The sequence below is a fragment of the Haloarcula sp. MBLA0163 genome (assembly GCF_055632435.1).
Genome location: NZ_CM145745.1, coordinates 2,352,498 through 2,370,968, shown reverse-complemented (window position 1 = coordinate 2,370,968; position 18,471 = coordinate 2,352,498). Strand labels below are relative to the sequence as shown.

General features: G+C 71.8%; 23 protein-coding genes. 12 read left to right on the top strand and 11 right to left on the bottom strand.

Annotated features, from left to right (window positions below; translation table 11 throughout):
- The first annotated feature begins 56 nt into the window (after positions 1-56).
- Positions 57-383, top strand: coding sequence for a hypothetical protein (locus ACV7GQ_RS12610; RefSeq protein WP_470310590.1), 327 nt, complete (start codon positions 57-59; stop codon positions 381-383).
- Positions 384-413: 30 nt separating this feature from the next.
- On the opposite strand, the gene ACV7GQ_RS12605 is transcribed toward ACV7GQ_RS12610, so the two are convergent.
- Positions 414-1,073: a helix-turn-helix domain-containing protein gene (locus tag ACV7GQ_RS12605; RefSeq protein WP_470310589.1), complete on the bottom strand. Its 660-nt coding sequence runs from the start codon at positions 1,071-1,073 to the stop codon at positions 414-416.
- A 119-nt stretch (positions 1,074-1,192) separates the two neighbouring features.
- Here ACV7GQ_RS12605 and ACV7GQ_RS12600 point away from each other — a divergent pair, with 119 nt between their 5' ends.
- The 8 genes from ACV7GQ_RS12600 (at position 1,193) to ACV7GQ_RS12565 (ending at position 6,847) form a co-directional block, all read left to right on the top strand.
- Positions 1,193-1,441 (top strand): PRC-barrel domain containing protein, encoded by a 249-nt coding sequence (locus ACV7GQ_RS12600; protein ID WP_470310588.1) that lies wholly within the window; start codon positions 1,193-1,195, stop codon positions 1,439-1,441.
- 111 nt (positions 1,442-1,552) lie between these two features.
- Positions 1,553-2,191, top strand: a complete 639-nt coding sequence (locus ACV7GQ_RS12595) for an HAD family hydrolase (RefSeq protein WP_470310587.1) — start codon at positions 1,553-1,555, stop codon at positions 2,189-2,191.
- Positions 2,185-3,102, top strand: coding sequence for a CobD/CbiB family cobalamin biosynthesis protein (locus ACV7GQ_RS12590; protein WP_470310586.1), 918 nt, complete (start codon positions 2,185-2,187; stop codon positions 3,100-3,102). The genes ACV7GQ_RS12595 and ACV7GQ_RS12590 overlap by 7 nt, the downstream gene beginning before the upstream one ends.
- The gene (gene cobS / locus ACV7GQ_RS12585) at positions 3,093-3,869 is read left to right on the top strand and encodes an adenosylcobinamide-GDP ribazoletransferase (RefSeq protein ID WP_470310585.1); all 777 of its coding nucleotides are present in this window, start codon (positions 3,093-3,095) and stop codon (positions 3,867-3,869) included. The genes ACV7GQ_RS12590 and cobS overlap by 10 nt, the downstream gene beginning before the upstream one ends.
- Complete coding sequence (locus tag ACV7GQ_RS12580) at positions 3,869-4,408, top strand: NTP transferase domain-containing protein (protein ID WP_470313162.1); 540 nt, start codon at positions 3,869-3,871, stop codon at positions 4,406-4,408. The genes cobS and ACV7GQ_RS12580 overlap by 1 nt, the downstream gene beginning before the upstream one ends.
- A 41-nt stretch (positions 4,409-4,449) precedes the next feature.
- Positions 4,450-5,496, top strand: coding sequence for a threonine-phosphate decarboxylase CobD (gene cobD, locus ACV7GQ_RS12575; protein ID WP_470310584.1), 1,047 nt, complete (start codon positions 4,450-4,452; stop codon positions 5,494-5,496).
- Positions 5,489-6,187, top strand: coding sequence for an adenosylcobinamide amidohydrolase (locus ACV7GQ_RS12570; RefSeq protein ID WP_470310583.1), 699 nt, complete (start codon positions 5,489-5,491; stop codon positions 6,185-6,187). Before cobD ends, ACV7GQ_RS12570 begins: the two co-directional genes overlap by 8 nt.
- Positions 6,188-6,196: 9 nt before the next feature.
- Positions 6,197-6,847: a cob(I)yrinic acid a,c-diamide adenosyltransferase gene (locus ACV7GQ_RS12565; RefSeq protein WP_470310582.1), complete on the top strand. Its 651-nt coding sequence runs from the start codon at positions 6,197-6,199 to the stop codon at positions 6,845-6,847.
- 6 nt (positions 6,848-6,853) lie between these two features.
- Here the strand turns inward: ACV7GQ_RS12565 and ACV7GQ_RS12560 are convergent, their stop codons facing one another.
- A complete protein-coding gene (locus ACV7GQ_RS12560; protein WP_470310581.1) occupies positions 6,854-7,210 on the bottom strand; it encodes a DUF8152 family protein in 357 nt (118 codons plus the stop codon).
- Here ACV7GQ_RS12560 and ACV7GQ_RS12555 point away from each other — a divergent pair.
- From ACV7GQ_RS12555 to ACV7GQ_RS12545, 3 genes are read left to right on the top strand one after another with little or no spacing between them, the layout of a single operon-like run.
- Positions 7,200-8,675 (top strand): cobyric acid synthase, encoded by a 1,476-nt coding sequence (locus tag ACV7GQ_RS12555; RefSeq protein WP_470310580.1) that lies wholly within the window; start codon positions 7,200-7,202, stop codon positions 8,673-8,675. The genes ACV7GQ_RS12560 and ACV7GQ_RS12555 overlap by 11 nt on opposite strands.
- 57 nt (positions 8,676-8,732) lie before the next feature.
- Positions 8,733-9,500 carry a nucleotide-binding protein gene (locus ACV7GQ_RS12550; RefSeq protein WP_470310579.1) on the top strand — a complete coding sequence of 256 codons (768 nt, stop codon included), beginning with the start codon at positions 8,733-8,735 and terminating at the stop codon, positions 9,498-9,500.
- Complete coding sequence (locus ACV7GQ_RS12545) at positions 9,497-10,030, top strand: DUF8054 family protein (RefSeq protein ID WP_470310578.1); 534 nt, start codon at positions 9,497-9,499, stop codon at positions 10,028-10,030. The genes ACV7GQ_RS12550 and ACV7GQ_RS12545 overlap by 4 nt, the downstream gene beginning before the upstream one ends.
- 3 nt (positions 10,031-10,033) lie before the next feature.
- Here the strand turns inward: ACV7GQ_RS12545 and ACV7GQ_RS12540 are convergent, their stop codons facing one another.
- The 9 genes from ACV7GQ_RS12540 to ACV7GQ_RS12500 all read right to left on the bottom strand — a co-directional run bounded on the left by ACV7GQ_RS12540 (position 10,034) and on the right by ACV7GQ_RS12500 (position 18,410).
- The gene (locus ACV7GQ_RS12540; RefSeq protein WP_220617033.1) at positions 10,034-10,267 is read right to left on the bottom strand and encodes an HTH domain-containing protein; all 234 of its coding nucleotides are present in this window, start codon (positions 10,265-10,267) and stop codon (positions 10,034-10,036) included.
- 370 nt (positions 10,268-10,637) lie between these two features.
- On the bottom strand, positions 10,638-11,432 hold the full coding sequence (locus tag ACV7GQ_RS12535; RefSeq protein ID WP_470310577.1) for a helix-turn-helix transcriptional regulator: 795 nt from the start codon (positions 11,430-11,432) through the stop codon (positions 10,638-10,640).
- Between the two features lie 57 nt (positions 11,433-11,489).
- Positions 11,490-12,011 (bottom strand): DUF7261 family protein, encoded by a 522-nt coding sequence (locus ACV7GQ_RS12530; RefSeq protein WP_470310576.1) that lies wholly within the window; start codon positions 12,009-12,011, stop codon positions 11,490-11,492.
- Positions 12,008-12,412: a DUF7262 family protein gene (locus ACV7GQ_RS12525; protein ID WP_470310575.1), complete on the bottom strand. Its 405-nt coding sequence runs from the start codon at positions 12,410-12,412 to the stop codon at positions 12,008-12,010. Before ACV7GQ_RS12525 ends, ACV7GQ_RS12530 begins: the two co-directional genes overlap by 4 nt.
- Positions 12,405-13,136: a DUF7263 family protein gene (locus ACV7GQ_RS12520; RefSeq protein ID WP_470310574.1), complete on the bottom strand. Its 732-nt coding sequence runs from the start codon at positions 13,134-13,136 to the stop codon at positions 12,405-12,407. Before ACV7GQ_RS12520 ends, ACV7GQ_RS12525 begins: the two co-directional genes overlap by 8 nt.
- On the bottom strand, positions 13,133-13,576 hold the full coding sequence (locus tag ACV7GQ_RS12515; RefSeq protein WP_470310573.1) for a DUF7266 family protein: 444 nt from the start codon (positions 13,574-13,576) through the stop codon (positions 13,133-13,135). Before ACV7GQ_RS12515 ends, ACV7GQ_RS12520 begins: the two co-directional genes overlap by 4 nt.
- Positions 13,569-14,315, bottom strand: a complete 747-nt coding sequence (locus ACV7GQ_RS12510; protein WP_470310572.1) for a DUF7289 family protein — start codon at positions 14,313-14,315, stop codon at positions 13,569-13,571. Before ACV7GQ_RS12510 ends, ACV7GQ_RS12515 begins: the two co-directional genes overlap by 8 nt.
- Entirely contained in the window at positions 14,312-16,201 is a 1,890-nt protein-coding gene (locus ACV7GQ_RS12505) for a type II secretion system F family protein (protein WP_470310571.1), read from the bottom strand. The genes ACV7GQ_RS12510 and ACV7GQ_RS12505 overlap by 4 nt, the downstream gene beginning before the upstream one ends.
- On the bottom strand, positions 16,191-18,410 hold the full coding sequence (locus ACV7GQ_RS12500; RefSeq protein WP_470310570.1) for a type II/IV secretion system ATPase subunit: 2,220 nt from the start codon (positions 18,408-18,410) through the stop codon (positions 16,191-16,193). Before ACV7GQ_RS12500 ends, ACV7GQ_RS12505 begins: the two co-directional genes overlap by 11 nt.
- Between the last annotated feature and the right edge of the window lie 61 nt (positions 18,411-18,471).

Below are 18,471 nucleotides of genomic sequence, written 5' to 3'. Positions count from 1 at the left end.
CTTGCGCTGGCAAGCACCACGCACCTCGGCGTGCCACCCCTCCCTTCGACTGTCTGATGAGCGAGTCACCGTCACTGCAGCGCGGGCCGCGGGCCCGCGTCCAGACGAGCGTCGAACAGTTGCTCAAACAGCCGGTCAAGGAGGCCGTCCGCGAGGCGCTCGCGGAGGGCACACAGTCGGACGCGGCCGTCGACGCCGGCCTGGAGACGGACGCAGCGTCCGCGAGCGATTCGGGCCGGTCCGCGTCGACGGACGACGAGGGCGACAGCACACCGACGGGGTCGGGCCGGCGCCTGCCGTCGAGGCGGGTGCTCGCTGTCGGCGCCCTCGCACTCCTCGTCTACCTCCGGCGTCGGCGCCGCGGGGACACGACTGGGGCGTGACTCGCCGGCCGGCCCGTCGCCGCGGCGCGCTCACTCCAGTTCGGTCATCCCGACGAACAGGGTGTCCTCGACGAGCGCGTCCGTCGCCCGCCTGAGACGCTCGGACGCCGCCTGATGGGAGATGTCGAGTTCGTCGGCGAGCTCCGAGAGGCTCACCTCCCGCGGGACCTTGAAGTACCCCCGTCGCGACGCCTCCGAGAGCACCTCGTACTGTGCGCTGGTCAACCCGTAGCGACCCGCCGGCTCCTCGTCCAGTTCCCGGATGGAGGAGACGTCGAACTCTACCCCGTGTTCCTCACAGAAGTCGTGGGTCTTCGAGAACAGCGACCGCCGGGGATAGAGGACCCGCACCTTCCAGCGGTCGTTCTTCCCGACGGCGTCGAGGACGGTCGCCTCGGAGTTGGTGAGCATCTGCATGATGAGGTCGATGCGGCTGACCCACTCCATCCTGAACAGGCATTCCTCGTCGAACTCGCCGAGCAGTTCGACCTCGTCGACGGTCGGGTCCTCGGCCAGCGTCGACTCTATCTCCGCCCGCGAACCCCCCCTCACCCACAGCATCGGCATGAGTGCGTCGTCTCCGCTGGTCACGATACGCTCGACCTCGAACAGCAACTCCGGTAGCGCGTCCAGCGAGTGGCTGAGCGCGAGGTCGCTGGCTGGCACCGTCCCGGATACGATGGTGGGCATCGGTGTTCGATATGCGACTGGCCGCCGTTTACAACTTTCTGTCGCCCGCGCCGTCCCCGGCTCCGACTGCGTGTGCAAGCACCACCGTGGTGGACGGGACGCCCCTCCGTGCGAGTGCAATGTCGACAGTCCAACTCACGAACGACGACGTCGGCAAGGACGTCGTCGCCGCCGACGGCACCGCGGTCGGTATCGTCAGTGGCTACCGCTACGGGACGGCGTACGTCGACCCCGACCCGGGACTCACCACGAAACTCAAGACGGCGCTCGGCTGGGAGGACACCGACGCGGACGAGGGCTACCCGCTCCAGGAGGCGTCGATCGAGTCGGTGACCGACGACGAGGTGCAGCTCCGCGCGGACCTCTAGGCCGCGTTCTGGACGACCCTGTTTTCGACGTATTCGAGTCGAGGGCCACCGGCCGGTTCGCCCGGCCGGCCCACCGCACAGTTCAAGTGTGATTGCAGTAACCACACGGACGTGGCACTCTCCCTCGACCTGTTCGGGACGCTCGTCGACGCCGACCGCCCCGACGCACCGTGGGACGCCGTGGCCGACAGCCTCGCCGCCCGGGACGTGCGCGTCCCCGAGGACTGGGAGGCCGCCTACCGAACGTCCCACCGCGAGTACGAACGCGGCCGCGAGGCGCCGCTGGACGAACACGTCCGGCTCGCGCTGGCGAGCCGCGACGTCGAGGTCTCGCCCGACGCCGCACGCGAGGCCGTGCTGGCGGCGTTCGACGCGCCGGTCACGGTCAGGGACGGCGCTCGCGACGTCCTCCGGGCGGCCCACGACCGCGGCACCGTCGCCGTCTGTTCGAACTGCAGCGTCCCCGGACTGGTCGAACGCACGCTCGAGCGGGCGGACCTCGGTCCGGAGACGGCCCTCGGCCCCGACGCCGTCGTGACGAGCGTCGACTGTGGCTGGCGCAAGCCCCACGAGGCGATCTTCCGGGCGACGGCCGACGCGCTGGCCGTGCCGCTCTCTGACCTGGTCCACGTCGGCGACGACGCCCGCACGGACGGCGGGGCCGGTCGCGTCGGCGCGACGTCGGTTCTGCTGGCGGACGTCCCGCTCGGGCAGGTCGCCCAGCGCCTCCGGGAGGGGTCGCTGTGCTGACCGCCCTCGCCGTCCTCGTCGCCGCCGCACTGGAGGCGGTCGTCGGCGAGCCACCGACGCGGCTGCACCCCGTCGCGTGGTTCGGGTCGCTGGTCGCGCCGCTGGACCGCGAGTGGTCCCGGCCGCTCGCGGTGGGTTCGCTCGCGGCGCTGGCGCTGCCCCTGTTCGCGGCGCTCACGGCGTTCGCGACGGTCGCGACGGGCAGTACGGCCCATCCGGTCCTCGGTGCCGTCCTCGCCGGTGGCGTCCTCTTCCTGACGACCAGCCTCCGTCGCCTGCTGGCCGCCGCCCGGTCGGTCGTCGCCGACACCGAGACGGACCTCCCGGCCGCCCGCGAGGGACTGCTCGCGCTGGCCGGGCGGGACGCGAGCGCGCTCTCGCCGGGGCTCTTGCGGAGCGCGGCCGTCGAAAGCGCCGCCGAGAACCTCGCCGACGGGCTGGTCGCCTCGCTCGGGGCGTTCGTCCTCGGCGCCGTCCTCGCGCCGTTCGTCGGCCTCCCGGCGCTCGCGCTGGCCGCCGCCGCCGCGGCGTGGGTCAAGGCGGTCAACACGATGGACTCGATGCTGGGCTACCGCTCGAAGCGCGTCGGGACCGCGGCCGCTCGCCTCGACGACGCCGTGATGTGGCTCCCGGCCCGCGCGAGCGCGCTCCTGCTCGCCGTCGCGTTCCGCGACCTCGGGTCGCTCGCGCGCGGTCGCTCGTGGCTGGCCCGCGTCCCGTCGCCGAACTCCGGGTGGCCGATGGGCGTCGCCGCGGCCGCGCTCGGGGTCCGACTGGAGAAGCCCGACGCCTACGTCCTGAACGCCGACGCGCCGCTCCCGACCGTCGCGAGCGCCCGACGCGGCGTTCGCGGGGTCGCGGTCGCGGGCGTCCTCTCGTACGCGCTGGCGGGGGTGGCGGCGTGGTTCTGAGCGCGCTCCGCGGCGCACTGGGCTTCCTCTCGCGCCTGCCCGTGGGCCACAGCGAGGCGGCGTGGGACGCCTTCGCCGCGACGCCCGCCGCCTTCCCGCTCGCGGGGTACGTCGTCGGCACTCTCGTCGCCGTGCCGTTCCTCGCCGGCGGCCTGCTCCCGGCCCCGGTCGTCGCTGCGGCGTACCTCGCCGTGGTCGTACTGGTCACGGGTGTCAACCACGCCGACGGGCTCGCCGACCTCGGGGACGCCGCCGTCGTCCACGGCGACCCGGCCGAGCGTCGCGAGGTGATGCGGGACACCACCGTCGGCGTCGGCGCGGTGCTCGCCCTCGGGACGGGCCTGCTCGGACTGGCGCTGGGCGCGCTCGCAGCCGCGCGACTCCCCCTCCTGGTCGCCGTCGCCGTCGTCCTCGCCAGCGAAGTCGGCGCGAAACTCGCGATGGCGACGCTGGCCTGTCTCGGCACGCCGAGCCACGCGGGATTCGGCGCGACCATGCTCGACGGGCAGGAGCCGTCGGACCTCGTCGGGCCGCTCATCGTGGCGGTGCCGGCGGCCCTCCTCGCGTTCCCCGCGACGGCCGTCGCAGGCGTCGCGAGCGTCGCTGTGGCCCTCTCGCTGCGGCGGTGGGCGACCCGTCGGCTCGGTGGCGTCGGCGGCGACGTGTTCGGCGCGGCCAACGAGCTCGCCCGGGTGGTCGCCCTCCACGCCGCCGTCGCGACGTGGACGCTGGTCGACTGGGGGGTGGTCGCGTGGACGCTCTCGTGATGTGTGGCGGGCGCGGCACGCGCCTCGACGCCGCCGTCGAGAAACCCCTGTTCCGGGTCGGCGGCGTCCCGATGGTCGACCGGGTCCTCGACGCCCTCGCCGACAGCGGCGTCGACGACGTCTACGCCGTCACGTCGCCGAACGCGCCCGAGACGCGCAGACACCTCACCGTCCCGACGGTCGCGACGCCCGGCGACGGCTACGTCGCGGACCTCGACGCGGCGCTCTCCGACCCCCGCCTCGCGACGCCCGTCCTGACCGTCGCGGCGGACCTCCCGCTGCTGGACGGGGCGATACTCGACCGGGTACTCGCTGCCCACGAGGGTGGGTCGCTGTCGGTGCTGGTCCCCGCCGCTCGCAAGCGCGAACTCGGCGTGAGCGACGACACCACCTTCGAGCGAGACGGCCGGGCGGTCGCACCGACCGGCGTCAACGTCGTCGGCGACGCCGGCGAGGACGCGTGGCTGACCGACGACGTGCGCGTGGCGGTCAACGTCAACACCCTCGCGGACGCCCGCGTCGCCGAACAGTTCCGCTGAGCCGCGAAACTTTCTCGTCGGTCCTCTCCTTTGGGGACGCCATGGACCCGGACACCGTCGCAGCGTTGCGCGCCGCCGGCGAGTCGGACCCGCACGTCGACGCGGACGGGCGCGTCCCCCACGGCAGCAGCGACGACCCGAACCTGCTCGACTTCAGTGCGAACACGAACCCGGCGGTGCCGACCGGGGCCGCCCGGGTGTTCAGCGCGGCCTTCGCGGCCTCGCGGTCGTACCCGGCCGACGACTACGCACGGTTCCGGACGGCCGCCGCCGAGTTCGTCGGCTGCGACCCCCAGCAGGTCATCCCCACGGCGGGCGGCCTCGAGGCCATCCGGCTCGCCATCCAGACCACGGTCCGGGCCGGCGAGAGCGTCCTCGTCCCGACACCGAGCTTCGGCGAGTACGCCCGCGAGGTGCGCCTGCAGGGCGCCGAGCCGTCGTTCGTCCGCCACGACGAAATCCTCGACAGCGACCCCGAACCCCACTCGATGGCCGTCGTCTGCAACCCGAACAACCCGACCGGGGAGTGCTCCGACGCCGCGGCCCTGCGCGCGTTCGCCGACCGCTGTCGGGCGGCCGATACGACGCTGCTCGTCGACGAGGCGTTCCTCGGGTTCACCGACGAGCCGTCGCTGGCCGGCCGCGAGGGGGTCGTCGTCGCGCGCTCGCTGACGAAACTGTTCGGCCTCCCGGGCGTCCGGACGGGGTATGCCGTCGCCAGCGGGGCGGCCCGGGACCGACTGGCGACCGCCCGCCGCGCGTGGTCGATGAGCGAACCCGCGGCGGCGCTGGGCGCCCACTGCTACCGGGACGACGACTTCGTCGAGCGGACCAGAGAGCGGGTCGCCACCGAGCGTGCACGGATGTGCGAGCGCCTCGCCACGCGCTTCGACGTGTTCCCCTCCGAGGCCCCCTTCCTCCTGTTCGAGGTGACCGACACGAGCGTCGACGAGGTGCTCCTGACCGCTCGTGAACGCGGCATTGCGCTCCGGGACGCCCGTACCTTCCGGGGCCTCGACAGCCACGTCCGGGTCGCGGTCCGGACGCCCGACCAGAACGACCAGTTGCTGGAGGCGCTGGATGTTTGAGACGACCCGTCGCGACGGCGTCGTGCAGGCCCGGCGCGAGGGGGCCCGCTGGCTCTCGACGACGTGGGACGGCGGCTACCGCGACGCCGACGCCGTCTACAACGTCACGGTGCCGACGGGGTTCGAGCGCACCGACCTCGACGCCTACCGCGCGGAACGCCTCGCCGCGGCGGGCTTCCCATCGGGGCCGACGCTGCTGACCGGCGTCGACGTGGCCCACGCCCGCTGTGCGGCGAGTGGGCCGGTCCGGGTTCTGGCGACGGCGGGCCTCTCGAACCCGGCCGTGTTGCCGATGGCCGCCGAGGGTGGGACCGACGGCGGCCACGCCGATGACGGTGCCGACTGGCGCCCCGGGACGGTCAACCTCGTCGTCGGCGCCGACCGGGCACTCGACGACGGCGCGCTCGCGACCCTGCTGGCGACGGCCGTCGAGGCGAAGACGGCGACGCTCCTGCACGCTGCGGATGTCCCGGGCACCACCTCCGACGCCGTCCTCGTCGGGTCGGTGCCCGCCGCCGACCGAGCGGCGTTCACGGGGAGCGCGACCGAGGTGGGGGCGGCAGCACGAGCCTGCGTGCGCGACGCCGTGCTGGCGAGTCTGGCCGCCCGCTACGACGACGGCCCACCCGACGTCGACGAGGCCGAGTACGGCGTGGTCACCGACCGTCAGACCGATGTTCGCGCCCCCTGAAGGGCGGGTATGAGCGACAACACCGCCGGGCCGACCGCCGAACCCATCACGCCGAGTGCGCCCGAGGCGTTCGGGCTCGTCCAGGTGTGGTGGGGCGACGGCAAGGGCAAAACGACCGCGGCGCTGGGGATGGCGACCCGCGCCGTCGGGCACGGCTACCGCGTCCACCTCCTGCAGTTCATGAAAGGTGGCACCGGCACTGTCGAGGACGTCCGCGGGGAGTACAACGCCATCGCCGCGCTGCCGGGCTTCTCCTACGAGAACGCCGGCCACTACGGCTGGCACGGGTTCATGGACGGCAGCGACGACGACGAACACGCGGCCCGCGCGCAAGGTGCGTTGGCTCGCGCTCGCGAGATTCTCGCCGCCAGCGGCGACGCGGACCTCTCGGAGCCACTGGACCCCGAGGGGCCGCCCGAGGCCGGCGTCAACATGCTCGTTCTGGACGAGATACTGTACGCCGCCAACCGCGGCCTGCTCGACCCCGCCGAGGTTGTCTCGCTCGTCGAGGAGAAACCCGACGACGTGGAACTCGTCCTCACCGGCGGCCACGACCCACCCGAGTACGTCTTCGAGTACGCCGACCTCGTCTCGGAGGTCGGGAAGGGCAAGCACCCGCTTGAGGCCGGACACTCGGCGCGGAAGGGCACCGAGTACTGACGCCCCTCAGCCGTCGGCCAGCAGGTCGTCGAGCCGGGCCCGCGCCGCCGCGACGTGGTCGTCGGCCGTCTCGTCGCCGGTCTCCGCGACGTTGTCCAGCAACTCGGCGATGGTCGCCAGCCGTCGCTGCCGCACCGCCGGGTCCAGGTCCCCCTCGACGATGTCCCGCGCGACGGCCTCCGCCTCGCCCAGCCAGCGACTCGCGGTCCGCTCGACGGGGCGCTCGCCGGTCGCGGCCAGGTGGTCGTACACCGCACGCACTCGGTCCTCGGGCACGCCGTCGGCTTCGCCCGGCGCCGTGAAAAGCCCGCCGACGAACCACTCATTGTCGTGGGGGCCCGAGACCCGGTCGATGGCCGACACCGTCCTCGTCGCCGGAACCGCTTCACACGTGGGCAAGAGTACGGTCGCGGCCGGCCTCTGCCGCCTGCTGGCCGACCGCGGCGTCTCCGTCGCGCCGTTCAAGGCCCAGAACATGAGCACGAACGCCCGCGCGACGCCCGGCGGGGAGGTCGGCGTCTCGCAGTACGTGCAGGCCCGCGCCGCCCGCGTCCCGGCGACGACGGACCACAACCCCGTGCTACTCAAACCCCGCGGGGACGGCGAGTCACAGTTGATTCTCGACGGCGAGGCCGTCGCGAACGTCGCTGCCGGCGAGTACTACGGCGGTCATTGGGAGGCGGCCCGCGAGGCCGCCCGTGAGGCCCACGGCCGACTGGCCGCGGCCCACGACGTCGTCGTCGCAGAGGGCGCCGGCTCCATCGCCGAGATCAACCTCCACGACCGCGACCTCGCGAACGTCGAGACGGCCCGGTTCGCCGACGCCGACGTCCTGCTGGTCGCGGACATCGAACGCGGCGGCGTGTTCGCCTCGCTCGTGGGCACCCTCGAACTCGTCCCCGACGACGTCCGGGAGCGCATCGTCGGCGCCGTCGTCACGAAGTTCCGGGGCGACCGCTCGCTGCTCGACCCCGGACTCGATGCGTTCGAGGAACGCACCGGCGTGCCGGTGCTGGGCGTCCTCCCGTACGACGACCCCGGCCTGCCCGAGGAGGACAGCGTCGCCCTGCCGCCGGTCGGCGAGCGGTCGGTCAGGGGTACCGACGACGGCGTCCCCGACGACCGGAGCGTCACCGTTGCGGTGCCGCGCCTCCCACACATATCGAACTTCACGGACCTCGAGCCGCTGGCGGCTGTCCCCGGCGTCCGGGTCGCCTACGTTCCACTGTCGGCCTCGCTCGCCGACGCCGACGCGGTGGTGCTCCCCGGGAGCAAGAACACCGTCGACGACCTGCTGGCGCTCCGCGAGGCCGGGTTCGGCGACGCTCTCACCGCGTTCGAGGGGCCGGTCGTCGGCCTCTGTGGCGGCTACCAGATGCTCGGCGAGGCGATTCTGCACGCCGACATCGAGGGGACCGGCGACGCCGACCGCGTCGAGGGGTTCGGCCGCCTCCCGGTCCGGACCACCTTCTCCGCCGAGAAGACGGTCGAACACGTCACGCGGCACCTGGACGGCGTCGGCCCGCTTGCCGGTGCCACCGGACCGGTCGAGGGGTACGAGATTCACATGGGCGACTCCGAAGCCACCGCCGACGTCTCGCGGCCGTTCGACGGCGGCGGCGCGGCCACGGCCACCGCTCTGGGGACGTACCTCCACGACCTCTTCGTGAACGATGCCGCCAGAGATGCCTTCGTGCGAAACACGTTCGAGGCGGCCGGTATCGAACGGCCAGCGGGTGCGACGGCCGCACAGACCGACCCCTACGATCGGGCGGCCGCGCTCGTCGCCGACCACGTCGACCCCGGCCCGCTTCCGGTCGCGTGGTAGTTTTTTCACTGCTCTATCCCGCGAACTTTATATGCGAGCGAGCGGGCAGTACGGTGCATGGTCGAAGTGTTCGCGGTGGCCAGTGGGAAGGGCGGCACTGGCAAGACCACGAGTACGGTCGCCCTGGGGATGGCCCTCGCCGAGCGCTACGACGTGACCGTCGTCGACGCCGACACCGGCATGGCCAACCTCCTCTTTCACGCCGGGCTCTCCGAGGCCGAGACGACGCTCCACGACGTCCTCGCCGAGGAGGCTGCCGTCGCCGACGCGACGTACGACCGGTTCGGCATGACCGTCGTCCCCTGCGGGACGAGCCTCGACGGCTTCCGGGACGCGGACCCGGCCCGGCTGCGTGAGGTGGTGGCGACGCTCGCCGCCGAGACGGACGTGCTCCTCCTGGACTCGCCGCCGGCGCTGGACAGTCGGACCGCGGTCCTCCCGATAGTACTCGCCGACCGTACCGTGGTCGTCCTCCAGCCGACGATCCCCGCCATCTCGGACGGGCTGAAGGTCCAGGAGTACGCGACGTCCTACGGGACCGGCGTCGCCGGCCTCCTGTTCAACAAGGTCCGCGAGGACGAACGCATCGACGACGTCGCGGAGAAGACCGAACGCTACTTCGACGGCCCGACGCTGGCCGCCGTCCCGGAGACGGAGCGGGCCCGTGAGGCCCGTCGCGCGGGGCGGCCGCTGCTGGCTCACGCCCCCGACTGTGCGGCCGCCGCGGCGTACCACCGCGCGGCCGACGCGCTCTCGGTCGACCACGGCGAGTCCGGCGACGTCGCCGACCGCTTCCGCAGCGCGGTCATCCCGGAGACCCCATGAGACTCCCCCGCGGAACGCTCCGCAAGTCCCGCGTCGTCGGCGACCCGCGCGAGACGCTCGCGGACGTCCTCGACCGGACGGTGACCGGCTACGCCGTCTTCGAGTCCCAGGAGACACTGCTGCTCGACGCCGAGGGGCGCGGCGTCGTCACCTTCGAGGACGGGGTCCCGGTGTTGGCCTACCATACCGGAACCGACCGCGGCGGGCCACCGGCGCTGGCCGACCTGGCCGTCCCCGGCCCGTACCACGTCTCGGTGTTCGAACTCGACCCCGTCGACCTCGCCGCCGCCCACGAGGCCGACGACCTGCGGGTGCCGCCGGGGATGCCGGCCGAGCGACTCGGTGGCGACCCGGCGCTGGCGGACAGTACGCGGCGTGCGGCCCCGGAGGACCGGGGACGGACCGCGAGCGAGCCGAGCGACGAACACAGCGCCGTCGAAGCGTTCCTGGAGGACGAGGAGAAGATAGCGGCGATTCGAGAGCAGGCCCGCGAGGAGGCCCGGGAACGAGCGGCCGAGTGGGAGTTCTGAGTTTCAGTCGGTCCGGACCGGAATCCACCAGACCCGCGAGCGACCCCCCACCTTCTTGCTCGTGATGTCCGTCTCCGACTCGAGACTGTGGAGCTTGTTCAGCGCGGTGCGGCGGGAACAGCCGAGTCGGTCGGCGACCTCCGACGCGGTCAGGGGTTCGGCGTAGTCGTCCCGGTCTTTGAACACCTCGATGACGTCCGATTCAGTGTACTGGACCTCACGTCCGGGGGGTGACATGTACGACACCACGGCTGCCGGGCACTTAACTGTCGCCCGCGACCGCCGCGTCTTCCTCCGGGCGGCGTCGTCGGCCTACCTCCCCGTGGCAGCCGTACGGGGGACGGTGCGTGAGCGACGGCCACGCCAGTTCGGACACGACCGTCCGGACGTCACGGGTGCCCCAGTCCAGCCGCAGGGTGTTACAGGGGCTGTAACATCTATCGGAAGGTAAGTATAGGATGTACCGCCCCCGATACGTCCATGGGGAGACCCCCTCCACCTCAGGTGAGCGCTCGCGCTGGTGTCCGGGGGCGCTCACGATTGCGATCCGCTTCGGCCTTCCCCCCGCCGACGTCAGTCAGGGTTGCACTCCATCGACTGACGTTTTTCAGGAGTACAGTACCGAGAGTGGCTCCGAGCGTTCGCGATGCCGTTCGAACACGCGCCCCGCCCAGTCGGCGACGTCCGCACCGCTGGCCTCCAGCACCGCTCTGATGTTGTTGTGGTCGTCGTACGCCGCCAGACAGCACCGGTCGTCCTCGTCGACGACGAGGCCGAACGTCAACGGCTCCTCGTGGACGTATATCGACATCTGGTCGTGGTCCTGTCCGTGCTCGAGCGCGTCGCCGTACTCCTGTCTGGACCGGTCGAGCACCGTCTGGTCGATGATGAACTCGATGGTCGTCCCGCCGGCCAGCAACTCCGCACCCACCTCGTTGAACGGCTGGGCGACGATGGGCGAGAGTGCGCGGACGTCGCTGCCCACCTTCCGGAACCACTCGGTGAACCGGTTGACCGCAGCCAGCGGGTTGCCGTCGGACCCGACGGTGAGGCGCCCGTTCTCAAGGGCCTCGGTCGGGAGGTCGTCCGCGATGGCGTCGAGGTGCGTGGCCAGTGGCCCGAAATCCCGTGCCCGCTCGACCTCCGCGAGGAGCGCCTGGTACTGCTGACAGACGCGCCGCCCGGTCACGGTCGGCTGGTACTCGCCGTCGCGTTTCACCACCCACTGCCGGTCGCGGAACCCCGCCAGGATGCGCTGGATCGTCGTCCGCGTGGCGTCGATCTCGTCACAGAGCTCGCAGGGACGCGCCGCCGACGCACACAGCGCCGACAGGACCGCGTAGCGCTGTGGGGAGCCGGTGAGGAACTGGACGTCCTCGAAGTCGTCGGTGTCCGGGTCCATGTCTGTTGCTTGTACATTAGGCGCCCCCATTGTTAGTGACTCGGTCCGTTCAGGCGGCTAACGCGCTCCCGTGGCGACGACCACGGCCACCGTCGTCTCTCCGCGCTCGGTGGTCGTGGTCACGTCGACGGCGACGGCCAGGACGTGCGTGCGGTCGGTGCGGTCCTGAACGACGACGCCGCGGTCGGCGACGCAGTCCCCGAACTGTCGGGCCGGCCCGCTCGGACAGGAGTCGTCGGCCCACGTGGTCGCGACGCTCGCGTTGTAGGTTATCGCGGTGACCGTCCCCCGCTCGATGCGAGCGGTCTCGAGACGTCTCACCGTCGGTCGCAACTCGTCCCGGAGAGACGTGACGGCGGCGGCACGACGCGACCACGCGTACTCGTCGGGGACGTCACTGCTCGCCGTCGCGACGGCCCTGTCGAGCACCCGGAGCGTCCCGGCCGTCGGGTCGTCGTACTCGGCCGTCGCGCGGACGTCGTCGTGGTACCCGAGTTGCAGGTACGCGAGGACGACGGGGGCGAGCGCCACGGCGACCAGCGCCGCGGCGACGAGCACCAGTTGGCCGCGCCTGCTCACGCGTACCACACCTCGATTCGGACGGTCCCCACCCCGGTCGGGACCGTCGCCGTCCCGGTCGTGACCCGTCTCGGGACCGGCGTCCCGACGGACCCGTGCGGCGTCTCGACGAGGAACATGACGTTCTCGGGCAGGATGCGCGCCACGCGTCGTTCGAGCGCGTCCCGTTCGCGCTCGAAGGCGCGCTCGCCGGCGACGACCTCGCGTAGCCGCGTCGCCCCGTCGTGGCGCGGCGGTTCGTTCGCGAGTATCGTTGCGGTGTCGGCCGCGTAGGCCTCCAGTTGCGGGGCCCGCGTCTCCGGGGCGGGCGTCCCGAGTGCGAACCCGAGCGCGACCCCGAGAATCAGGACGGCACCGAGCGCCACTTCGACGAGCGACAGGGGCAGCTGGCCCCTAGACATCGACGGTCACCGCCAGCGTGGCTTTGGTCGTTCGCGGCGCGTCGTAGGCGACCCCGACGCTCCCGTCGGGCAACCGGCCGGCCGTCTGGAAGGTGAGCCGCGTCGTCTCGTAGACCGGCAGGTCGACGGTGAACGTCCCTCGGAGACCGCCGTCGTCGTGCAGGAGGACCCTGTCGTTGGCCCTGACCGTCCAGACGCTCGTGTTCGGTGGCGGGGTGATGGTCACCGTGGCGTTCTCGGCCCGTCGTGGGAGCGTGACTCGCCGGCCGTCCGGGTCGACCGTCGCTCGCGTCCGGCGTTCGACGAGGACGAGTCGACGGATCGTCGTCCCGCCCGTCGCGTCGCCGGTGGTCGCGAGCCGACGGTCACCGAGTGCGAGGGTGACGGCGTACTCCCGGGCAAGTGGCGAGACACTGCGGAGCGCCGCCGCGTCGAACGCCGCGACCCGTGACTGATTCAACACGTTCGCCCGGTCGGTCAGGGGCCCGTCGGCGTCGACGAGCCGGTCCGCCGTCGCGGCCGCGGCCCGGCGCTCGTCCGGTGTCCGGTCCGCGCCGGCGATGGCGGAGTCGGCCATCGCCAGTCCCAGCGCGGTGACGACGGTCAGCAGGACGAGTGCGATGCCGACCGCCGGCAGCGTCGTCTGTGCCCGTCGCGCCGAGGGCGCCGACGCCTGTCGCGGGAGCGTCCCGCCGCTGGCGGCCCGCCTCGGCGGCTCACTCATGGCGCCTCCAGTCTGACCGTGACGGACCCACCGCCACCGTCGACGGTCACCACTGTCTTCTCGCCGCTGTGCCACGTTCCGCCGAGCGTCTTCACTCGGTCGGGGAGGACTGGCTGGCTCCGACCACCGACGTCCGCGTCCGGATGGACGAGCACCAGCGCCCTGCCGTCGGTCTGTATCTCGTAGGCCGCACCCTCGATGGTCGCCGGGAGGTCGACGCGGTAGGTCGCGTCTACGGCCAGCGCCGATGGCGGGACGGCCTGCTCTACCCGTGCGGTCGCCTCCGCGAGCGTCCGGTCGCCCAGTTCCGCACCGACGGCGCCTCGGTACGCCGGGACCGCCCCGCCGTACAGGGCCGTCGTCAGGAGCGCGACGTACAGCAACACGACGCCCGTCGAGAGCACCTTCTCGACGACGGTGCTCAGGCCGCGGTTATCCACTGGCCACCTCCGCGTGCATCTCGTGGACGACGAGATGGAGCGTCTGTCGGCCGTCGACGTTCGCGACGACGCTCGGGATGCCGTCGCCATCGAGGTCCCTGACGCTGGTCCTTGCACCGACTCGTCGGAAGTACCGCGCCAACGGCCCCGGCGTCGCGCTCTCGATCGCGACCGCGTAGTCGGCGCTGGCGAGTCGGTGGTGCTCGTGGGTGACGTTGGTTCGGACCCGTGCGGTCACGCCGCCGGTCCCGCTCACCGTCGCCCCGCTCTCGTTCAGCGTGGGGGCGCCGACCACGAGGGTCCCCTCGTCACGGGTCACCGTTACCGGTGGCGCCCTGACCCGCCAAGCGTTGCCCGAGGTCCCCCGGAGGATGCTCCCGGCCACGAAGGCGACGCGGCTCGTACCGGACGTGTACACGAGTCCGCCCACGTCGATGCGGCGCTGGACGCCGCCCGGACCGAGGATTCGGAGGTCGCGCTCGACCGTCGTCACCCGTCCCTCGCTGAACCGAATGCGAACGCTGTTCCAGCCGGTCTGCTCGACCGGCCGCAGTTCCTCCGCCAACGCGCTCGCCACGCGGGCCTCGTCGGCCGCCGCCGTCTGTCCGTCGACGACGCTGCCCACGACGGCAGTCAGACTTCCGAGCGCCACGGCGGTGATGCCCAGCAGGAGGACCACGCCGACGACGTGTGACTGTGCCCGGCGACGGCTGGCTCGGTCTCTCGGGTCGGCGCTCACAGCAGGCCCACCCCCGCGAACACGACGTAGGCGGCGAGCACGAGTGCGGCGGAGTGCAACAGCGCCTCGTAGACACCCCGGCTCGCGGTGCCGGCGAACCAGCCACAGGCTAGCATCGTCGCCTGCGTGACGACGTAGAAGCGGTACCGCTCCCGGGCGGGGTCGATGACAGAGGGGTCGAAGGCGACGGTCTGCCCGCCGGAAACGGACGACAGTTGCGCGAACTCCGAGAGGACGTAGACGTTGACGGCGACGGTGATACCGACGACCAGCAGTGCCGTCGTCCAGCCGACGGCGACGTACACCATCAGCGCCGAGCGGAGCGACTTGCGCTGGTGGTAGAGCTTCCCGATTTCGGTCTGGAGGGTCTCGAAGACGTCCTCGGCATCGCTGCCGGCGTCCAACGCCCCGACCACCAGCCCGATCGTCTGCTCGGCCATCGGCGTCCCCACCTGGTCGACGAACTGGTCGAGCGCCGCCGCCCGTCGGTCGTCGGCCGCCGCCGTCGGACTGTCGCCCAGCGAGAGCGTGAAGGCCAGCGACGCCACGTCATCGGCGAGCGCACCGAGTTGCACGTCGTCGGCCACGCGCCGGACCGATTCGGGAAACGGCCGCCCCAGCGCGACGTGGCCGGCGACCGCGTGGACGAAGTCCTGCATCTCGCGGTCCTTCGCGTCGTCGCGCCGCGCACGGCGGACGGCGACGACGCCGACCGGGAGGCCAACGCCGACGTACGATAACAGCAGGACGTTCACCGGCCGGTAGCCGAGCAGCCAGCACCCGACGGCGAGGACGACCCCGAACGGGAGACAGGCCGTGAGGGCGCTGGCGGGGTTCGACGGGACCGTCCGGAGCGTCGCCAGGACCCCGTTCGGCCGCTCGTAACTCGGTGCGGCGGTGTTCCGCGGTCGAAGGGTCGTGACGACGAACGCGGCGAGCAACCCGGTCGCGAGGACGAACGCCGCACTCCCGTAGACGATGCCGGCGCGGACCGACACCGGACCGACCGGCGTCGCGACCGGCCGTGACAGCCCCGGTGCGAGCACGCCCATCACCGTGACGATGAGGACGACCAGCGCCGGGACGACCAGCAGGACGACGAACAGCTCGGCGAGCAGTTCGAGGTAGCCGGTCGCTCGCTCGTGCCGGCGGCTCTGTTCGTGTGAGAGCAGGCGCCCCTCCATCTCCAGGTACCCCTCCAGCGCGTCGGCGCTCTGGTTCGCGTGTTCCCGGAACTTCAGGAGGAACGGCGCGAGCAGGTCACGGGAGGGCGTCTCGCTAGCGACCCGTTCGAGGCCGGCGTCGAGACTCCCGGTCAGCGTCCCGTGGTTGAGCGCTCGGCGGAAGGCGACGGCCGTCTCGCCGTAGGCCTCCTGTCGGGCGACCGCCCGGAGCATCGCCCGCCGGTCGTGGGTGCCGGACGCGAGCACCCGGAGGTACCGCACGGCACCGGGCAGCGTCGCCGCGATATCGGCCCGGCGCGCCGTCGCGACCCACGTGAGATAGCGGTTCCCGGCCACGAAGACGAGCGACCGGAGACCGGCGCCGGTGAGGAGAGCGACCGACAGCGCGACGGCGGCGCGCGGGACTCTCGGGAGCGTGAGTCTGTCGAGCACGGGGAGGCTCCGTCCGACCAGCGCCACCACGCTGTCGAAGGTCCCGGGTGGCAGCGCCAGCGCCAGCGTCCCGGTCACGACCGCCCCAGCGACGAGCGCGACCCACGCGACCCCGTACACCCGCGCGACGTAGAGGTCGAACCCTGTGTCGGGGTTCGCGGCCCGATATCGCTCTCTGGTGGTCGCGTGTGCCCCGTCGTCGGCGTGGTGGCCGAACAGGGCGTACAGCCCCCTGTCGATCAGGCCGAGCGTCGGGCCGTCAGTCGCCATCCCCACCGACCTCCAGATGGAGTGGCTCTGCCGTCCCCTCGGTGCGGCGGAGGCGTTCGACCGTCGCCGCCTCGTTCGTCTCCAGGTCCGCGAGGACGCCGAACAACTGCGTGAAGTCCGAGACCCCCTCGCGAACGAGATACTGGACGTAACGGTGGCGGCGGTGGAACGTCTCCTCGACGGCCTCGACGGGTTCGTCCCGAAGCGCCGCGAGGCGGTCGAAGACCCCGGTCTCGACCTGTCGGCCGTCGTCGCCCAACTGCGGGTGGTCGTAGGCCAGTTCGAACGTGCCGTCGCGGCGCCGACGACAGACCGTGTTGTAGTGTATCGTCTCGCCGTCCTTCTCGATGGTCCCACAGCCGTCGTGGACCGGGTCGTCGACGAACTCGACGACCTCGCCGACGTACCGCTCGCCGCCGACGTGGCGCGGGAAGACGACGAGGTCTATCTCGGCCAGCAGATACGTCGGGACGCCCTTCTCGATGACGCGGTTGACGAGCGTCTCGATGTCCGCGGCGTGGGTCGTTCCGAGGACGCCGTGGCCGGTGTTGAGCGTCTCGGCGAACGTCTCGAACGACGCCGGCGTGTTTATCTCGGCGATGACCTCGACGTCGGGGTTGAGGTAGTTGCACTGCGTCATGAGGTCGGCCATCGTCACGCGCCGGTGGTCCCGCTCGTGGTCGCGAGTCGTCAGCGAGACCCCCGTCTCGTGTGGAATCCGGACCTCGCGAGACCCCTCGTCGATGCTGATGGGACGGTCTCGGTACGGGATGAACGGCATGTGCGCGTTCAGCAGCGTCGTCTTGCCTGCGCCGGTGGGTCCAGAGAAGAGGACGACGCCGTGGGACTCGTAGAACAGCCACAGGAGCGCCACCAGTTCCGTCGGCAGCGAGTCCCGTTCGACGAGGTCGACCGGCGTCATCGCGTCGGCGGACTGCTTCCGTATCGAGATGTGGGGGCCGTCCTCGCTGATGGTGGGGAGCGCCACGGCACAGCGAATCGTCTCCTCGGTGTCGTGGACGCCCCCGCCCTCGGGGTCGATGTTCACCTTCGCGCTCGGGTTCGAGGCGTTCAGTTCCGTGCCGTCGTCGGCCGCGAGTTGCGTGACGACGTTGACGAACGCGCTCTCCGAGTCGAACGAGAGGTTCGTCGGGACGCGGCCGTCGTGGCCGAGGTCGGTGCGCGGGAGCACCTTCACCCGTTCGCCGACGCGGTTGGCCTCGATGTCTTCGAGCGTGTGGTCCCGGATGGGAACCGTGAGTTTCCCGTGGCCCACCAGGTCGCGCAGGACGTAGTACAGCAGGTCGTCCAGCCGGTCGTCCGCGAATCGGCGGTCGACCGGCGGGACCGCGAGGTCAAGTTCGGCGAGTGCCGCACGGAGACGGTACCGGACGGCGTCCAGCCACTCGGTCGTGTTGCGCACCGTCAACTGGCGGGCCAGCAGCGACCGGGCCCGGTCGCGGACGAACTCGAGGCTGTCCTCGACGAGCCCGTCGACGCTCGTCTCCCAGACGCGCTCCTTGCACGCCTCGATGAGCTCCTCGTCGCCGGGAAGGAGGTCCGGTTCACGGACGGCGTACTTCGTGGTGAACGGGTCGCTCCCGAGGAGGTGTTCGCGGTAGACGACGACCGGGACCTCGAACTCGTGGAACCGGACCGTGTGGCGACCGACCCGTTCGCTGGCGAAGCGGCCGATGTAGTCCGGGTCGGCCCCGAGGTCGGTCGCGACCGGTGCGTAGTCCTCGGTGTGGACCACGACGCCGTCGTCGGTGACGTCCGCGACGTCGATGCGGTCGTCGAGTGCGTACGGCGTCAGTTCGCCGAGACACGCCAGCGAACACAGCGCGTGGTACTCAACCCGACGCCGGATCGCCGGCGAGCAGTCGACCAGCCGGTCGATGACGCGGCGGTGTTTCGGGTCGAACCCGCTCTCCATCCGTTCGACAGCACCCTCGCGTGTGCGTGGGCGCTCGATGTTCGCGCCGTCGAAGTACGACTCGACGGTCGCCAGCGTCTCGACCGCGGCCGGCCCGAGGACCGGCTCGCGGACCTCGTACCTGAAGCCGTCGTCCCGACGGACGGTGACGACGACGCCGGGGGACACCTCGTCCTGTTCGCGGACGTCCGGCGCGTACCACGCGTCGGCGTCGTCCGGCGGTACCGGTGCGGGCACTGCTGTCGTTCTACCCTGGCTCCCCACTCCGCTCATTACCTCCGTGTGGGGTTCTTTTCGTACTTAAATTATGGCATCTAAAGATGAATTTCAATCC

Coding starts and splice junctions, on each gene's coding strand:
- ACV7GQ_RS12570 (WP_470310583.1), top strand. CDS start 5,489: ATGTTTGAGACGACCCGTCGCGACGGCGTCGTGCAGGCCCGGCGCGAG.
- ACV7GQ_RS12605 (WP_470310589.1), bottom strand. CDS start 1,073: ATGCCCACCATCGTATCCGGGACGGTGCCAGCCAGCGACCTCGCGCTC.
- ACV7GQ_RS12550 (WP_470310579.1), top strand. CDS start 8,733: ATGGTCGAAGTGTTCGCGGTGGCCAGTGGGAAGGGCGGCACTGGCAAG.
- ACV7GQ_RS12565 (WP_470310582.1), top strand. CDS start 6,197: ATGAGCGACAACACCGCCGGGCCGACCGCCGAACCCATCACGCCGAGT.
- ACV7GQ_RS12505 (WP_470310571.1), bottom strand. CDS start 16,201: ATGGCGACTGACGGCCCGACGCTCGGCCTGATCGACAGGGGGCTGTAC.
- ACV7GQ_RS12525 (WP_470310575.1), bottom strand. CDS start 12,412: ATGTCTAGGGGCCAGCTGCCCCTGTCGCTCGTCGAAGTGGCGCTCGGT.
- ACV7GQ_RS12500 (WP_470310570.1), bottom strand. CDS start 18,410: ATGAGCGGAGTGGGGAGCCAGGGTAGAACGACAGCAGTGCCCGCACCG.
- ACV7GQ_RS12600 (WP_470310588.1), top strand. CDS start 1,193: ATGTCGACAGTCCAACTCACGAACGACGACGTCGGCAAGGACGTCGTC.
- ACV7GQ_RS12520 (WP_470310574.1), bottom strand. CDS start 13,136: ATGAGTGAGCCGCCGAGGCGGGCCGCCAGCGGCGGGACGCTCCCGCGA.
- ACV7GQ_RS12555 (WP_470310580.1), top strand. CDS start 7,200: ATGGCCGACACCGTCCTCGTCGCCGGAACCGCTTCACACGTGGGCAAG.
- cobD (WP_470310584.1), top strand. CDS start 4,450: ATGGACCCGGACACCGTCGCAGCGTTGCGCGCCGCCGGCGAGTCGGAC.
- ACV7GQ_RS12580 (WP_470313162.1), top strand. CDS start 3,869: ATGTGTGGCGGGCGCGGCACGCGCCTCGACGCCGCCGTCGAGAAACCC.
- ACV7GQ_RS12545 (WP_470310578.1), top strand. CDS start 9,497: ATGAGACTCCCCCGCGGAACGCTCCGCAAGTCCCGCGTCGTCGGCGAC.
- ACV7GQ_RS12540 (WP_220617033.1), bottom strand. CDS start 10,267: ATGTCACCCCCCGGACGTGAGGTCCAGTACACTGAATCGGACGTCATC.
- ACV7GQ_RS12610 (WP_470310590.1), top strand. CDS start 57: ATGAGCGAGTCACCGTCACTGCAGCGCGGGCCGCGGGCCCGCGTCCAG.
- ACV7GQ_RS12535 (WP_470310577.1), bottom strand. CDS start 11,432: ATGGACCCGGACACCGACGACTTCGAGGACGTCCAGTTCCTCACCGGC.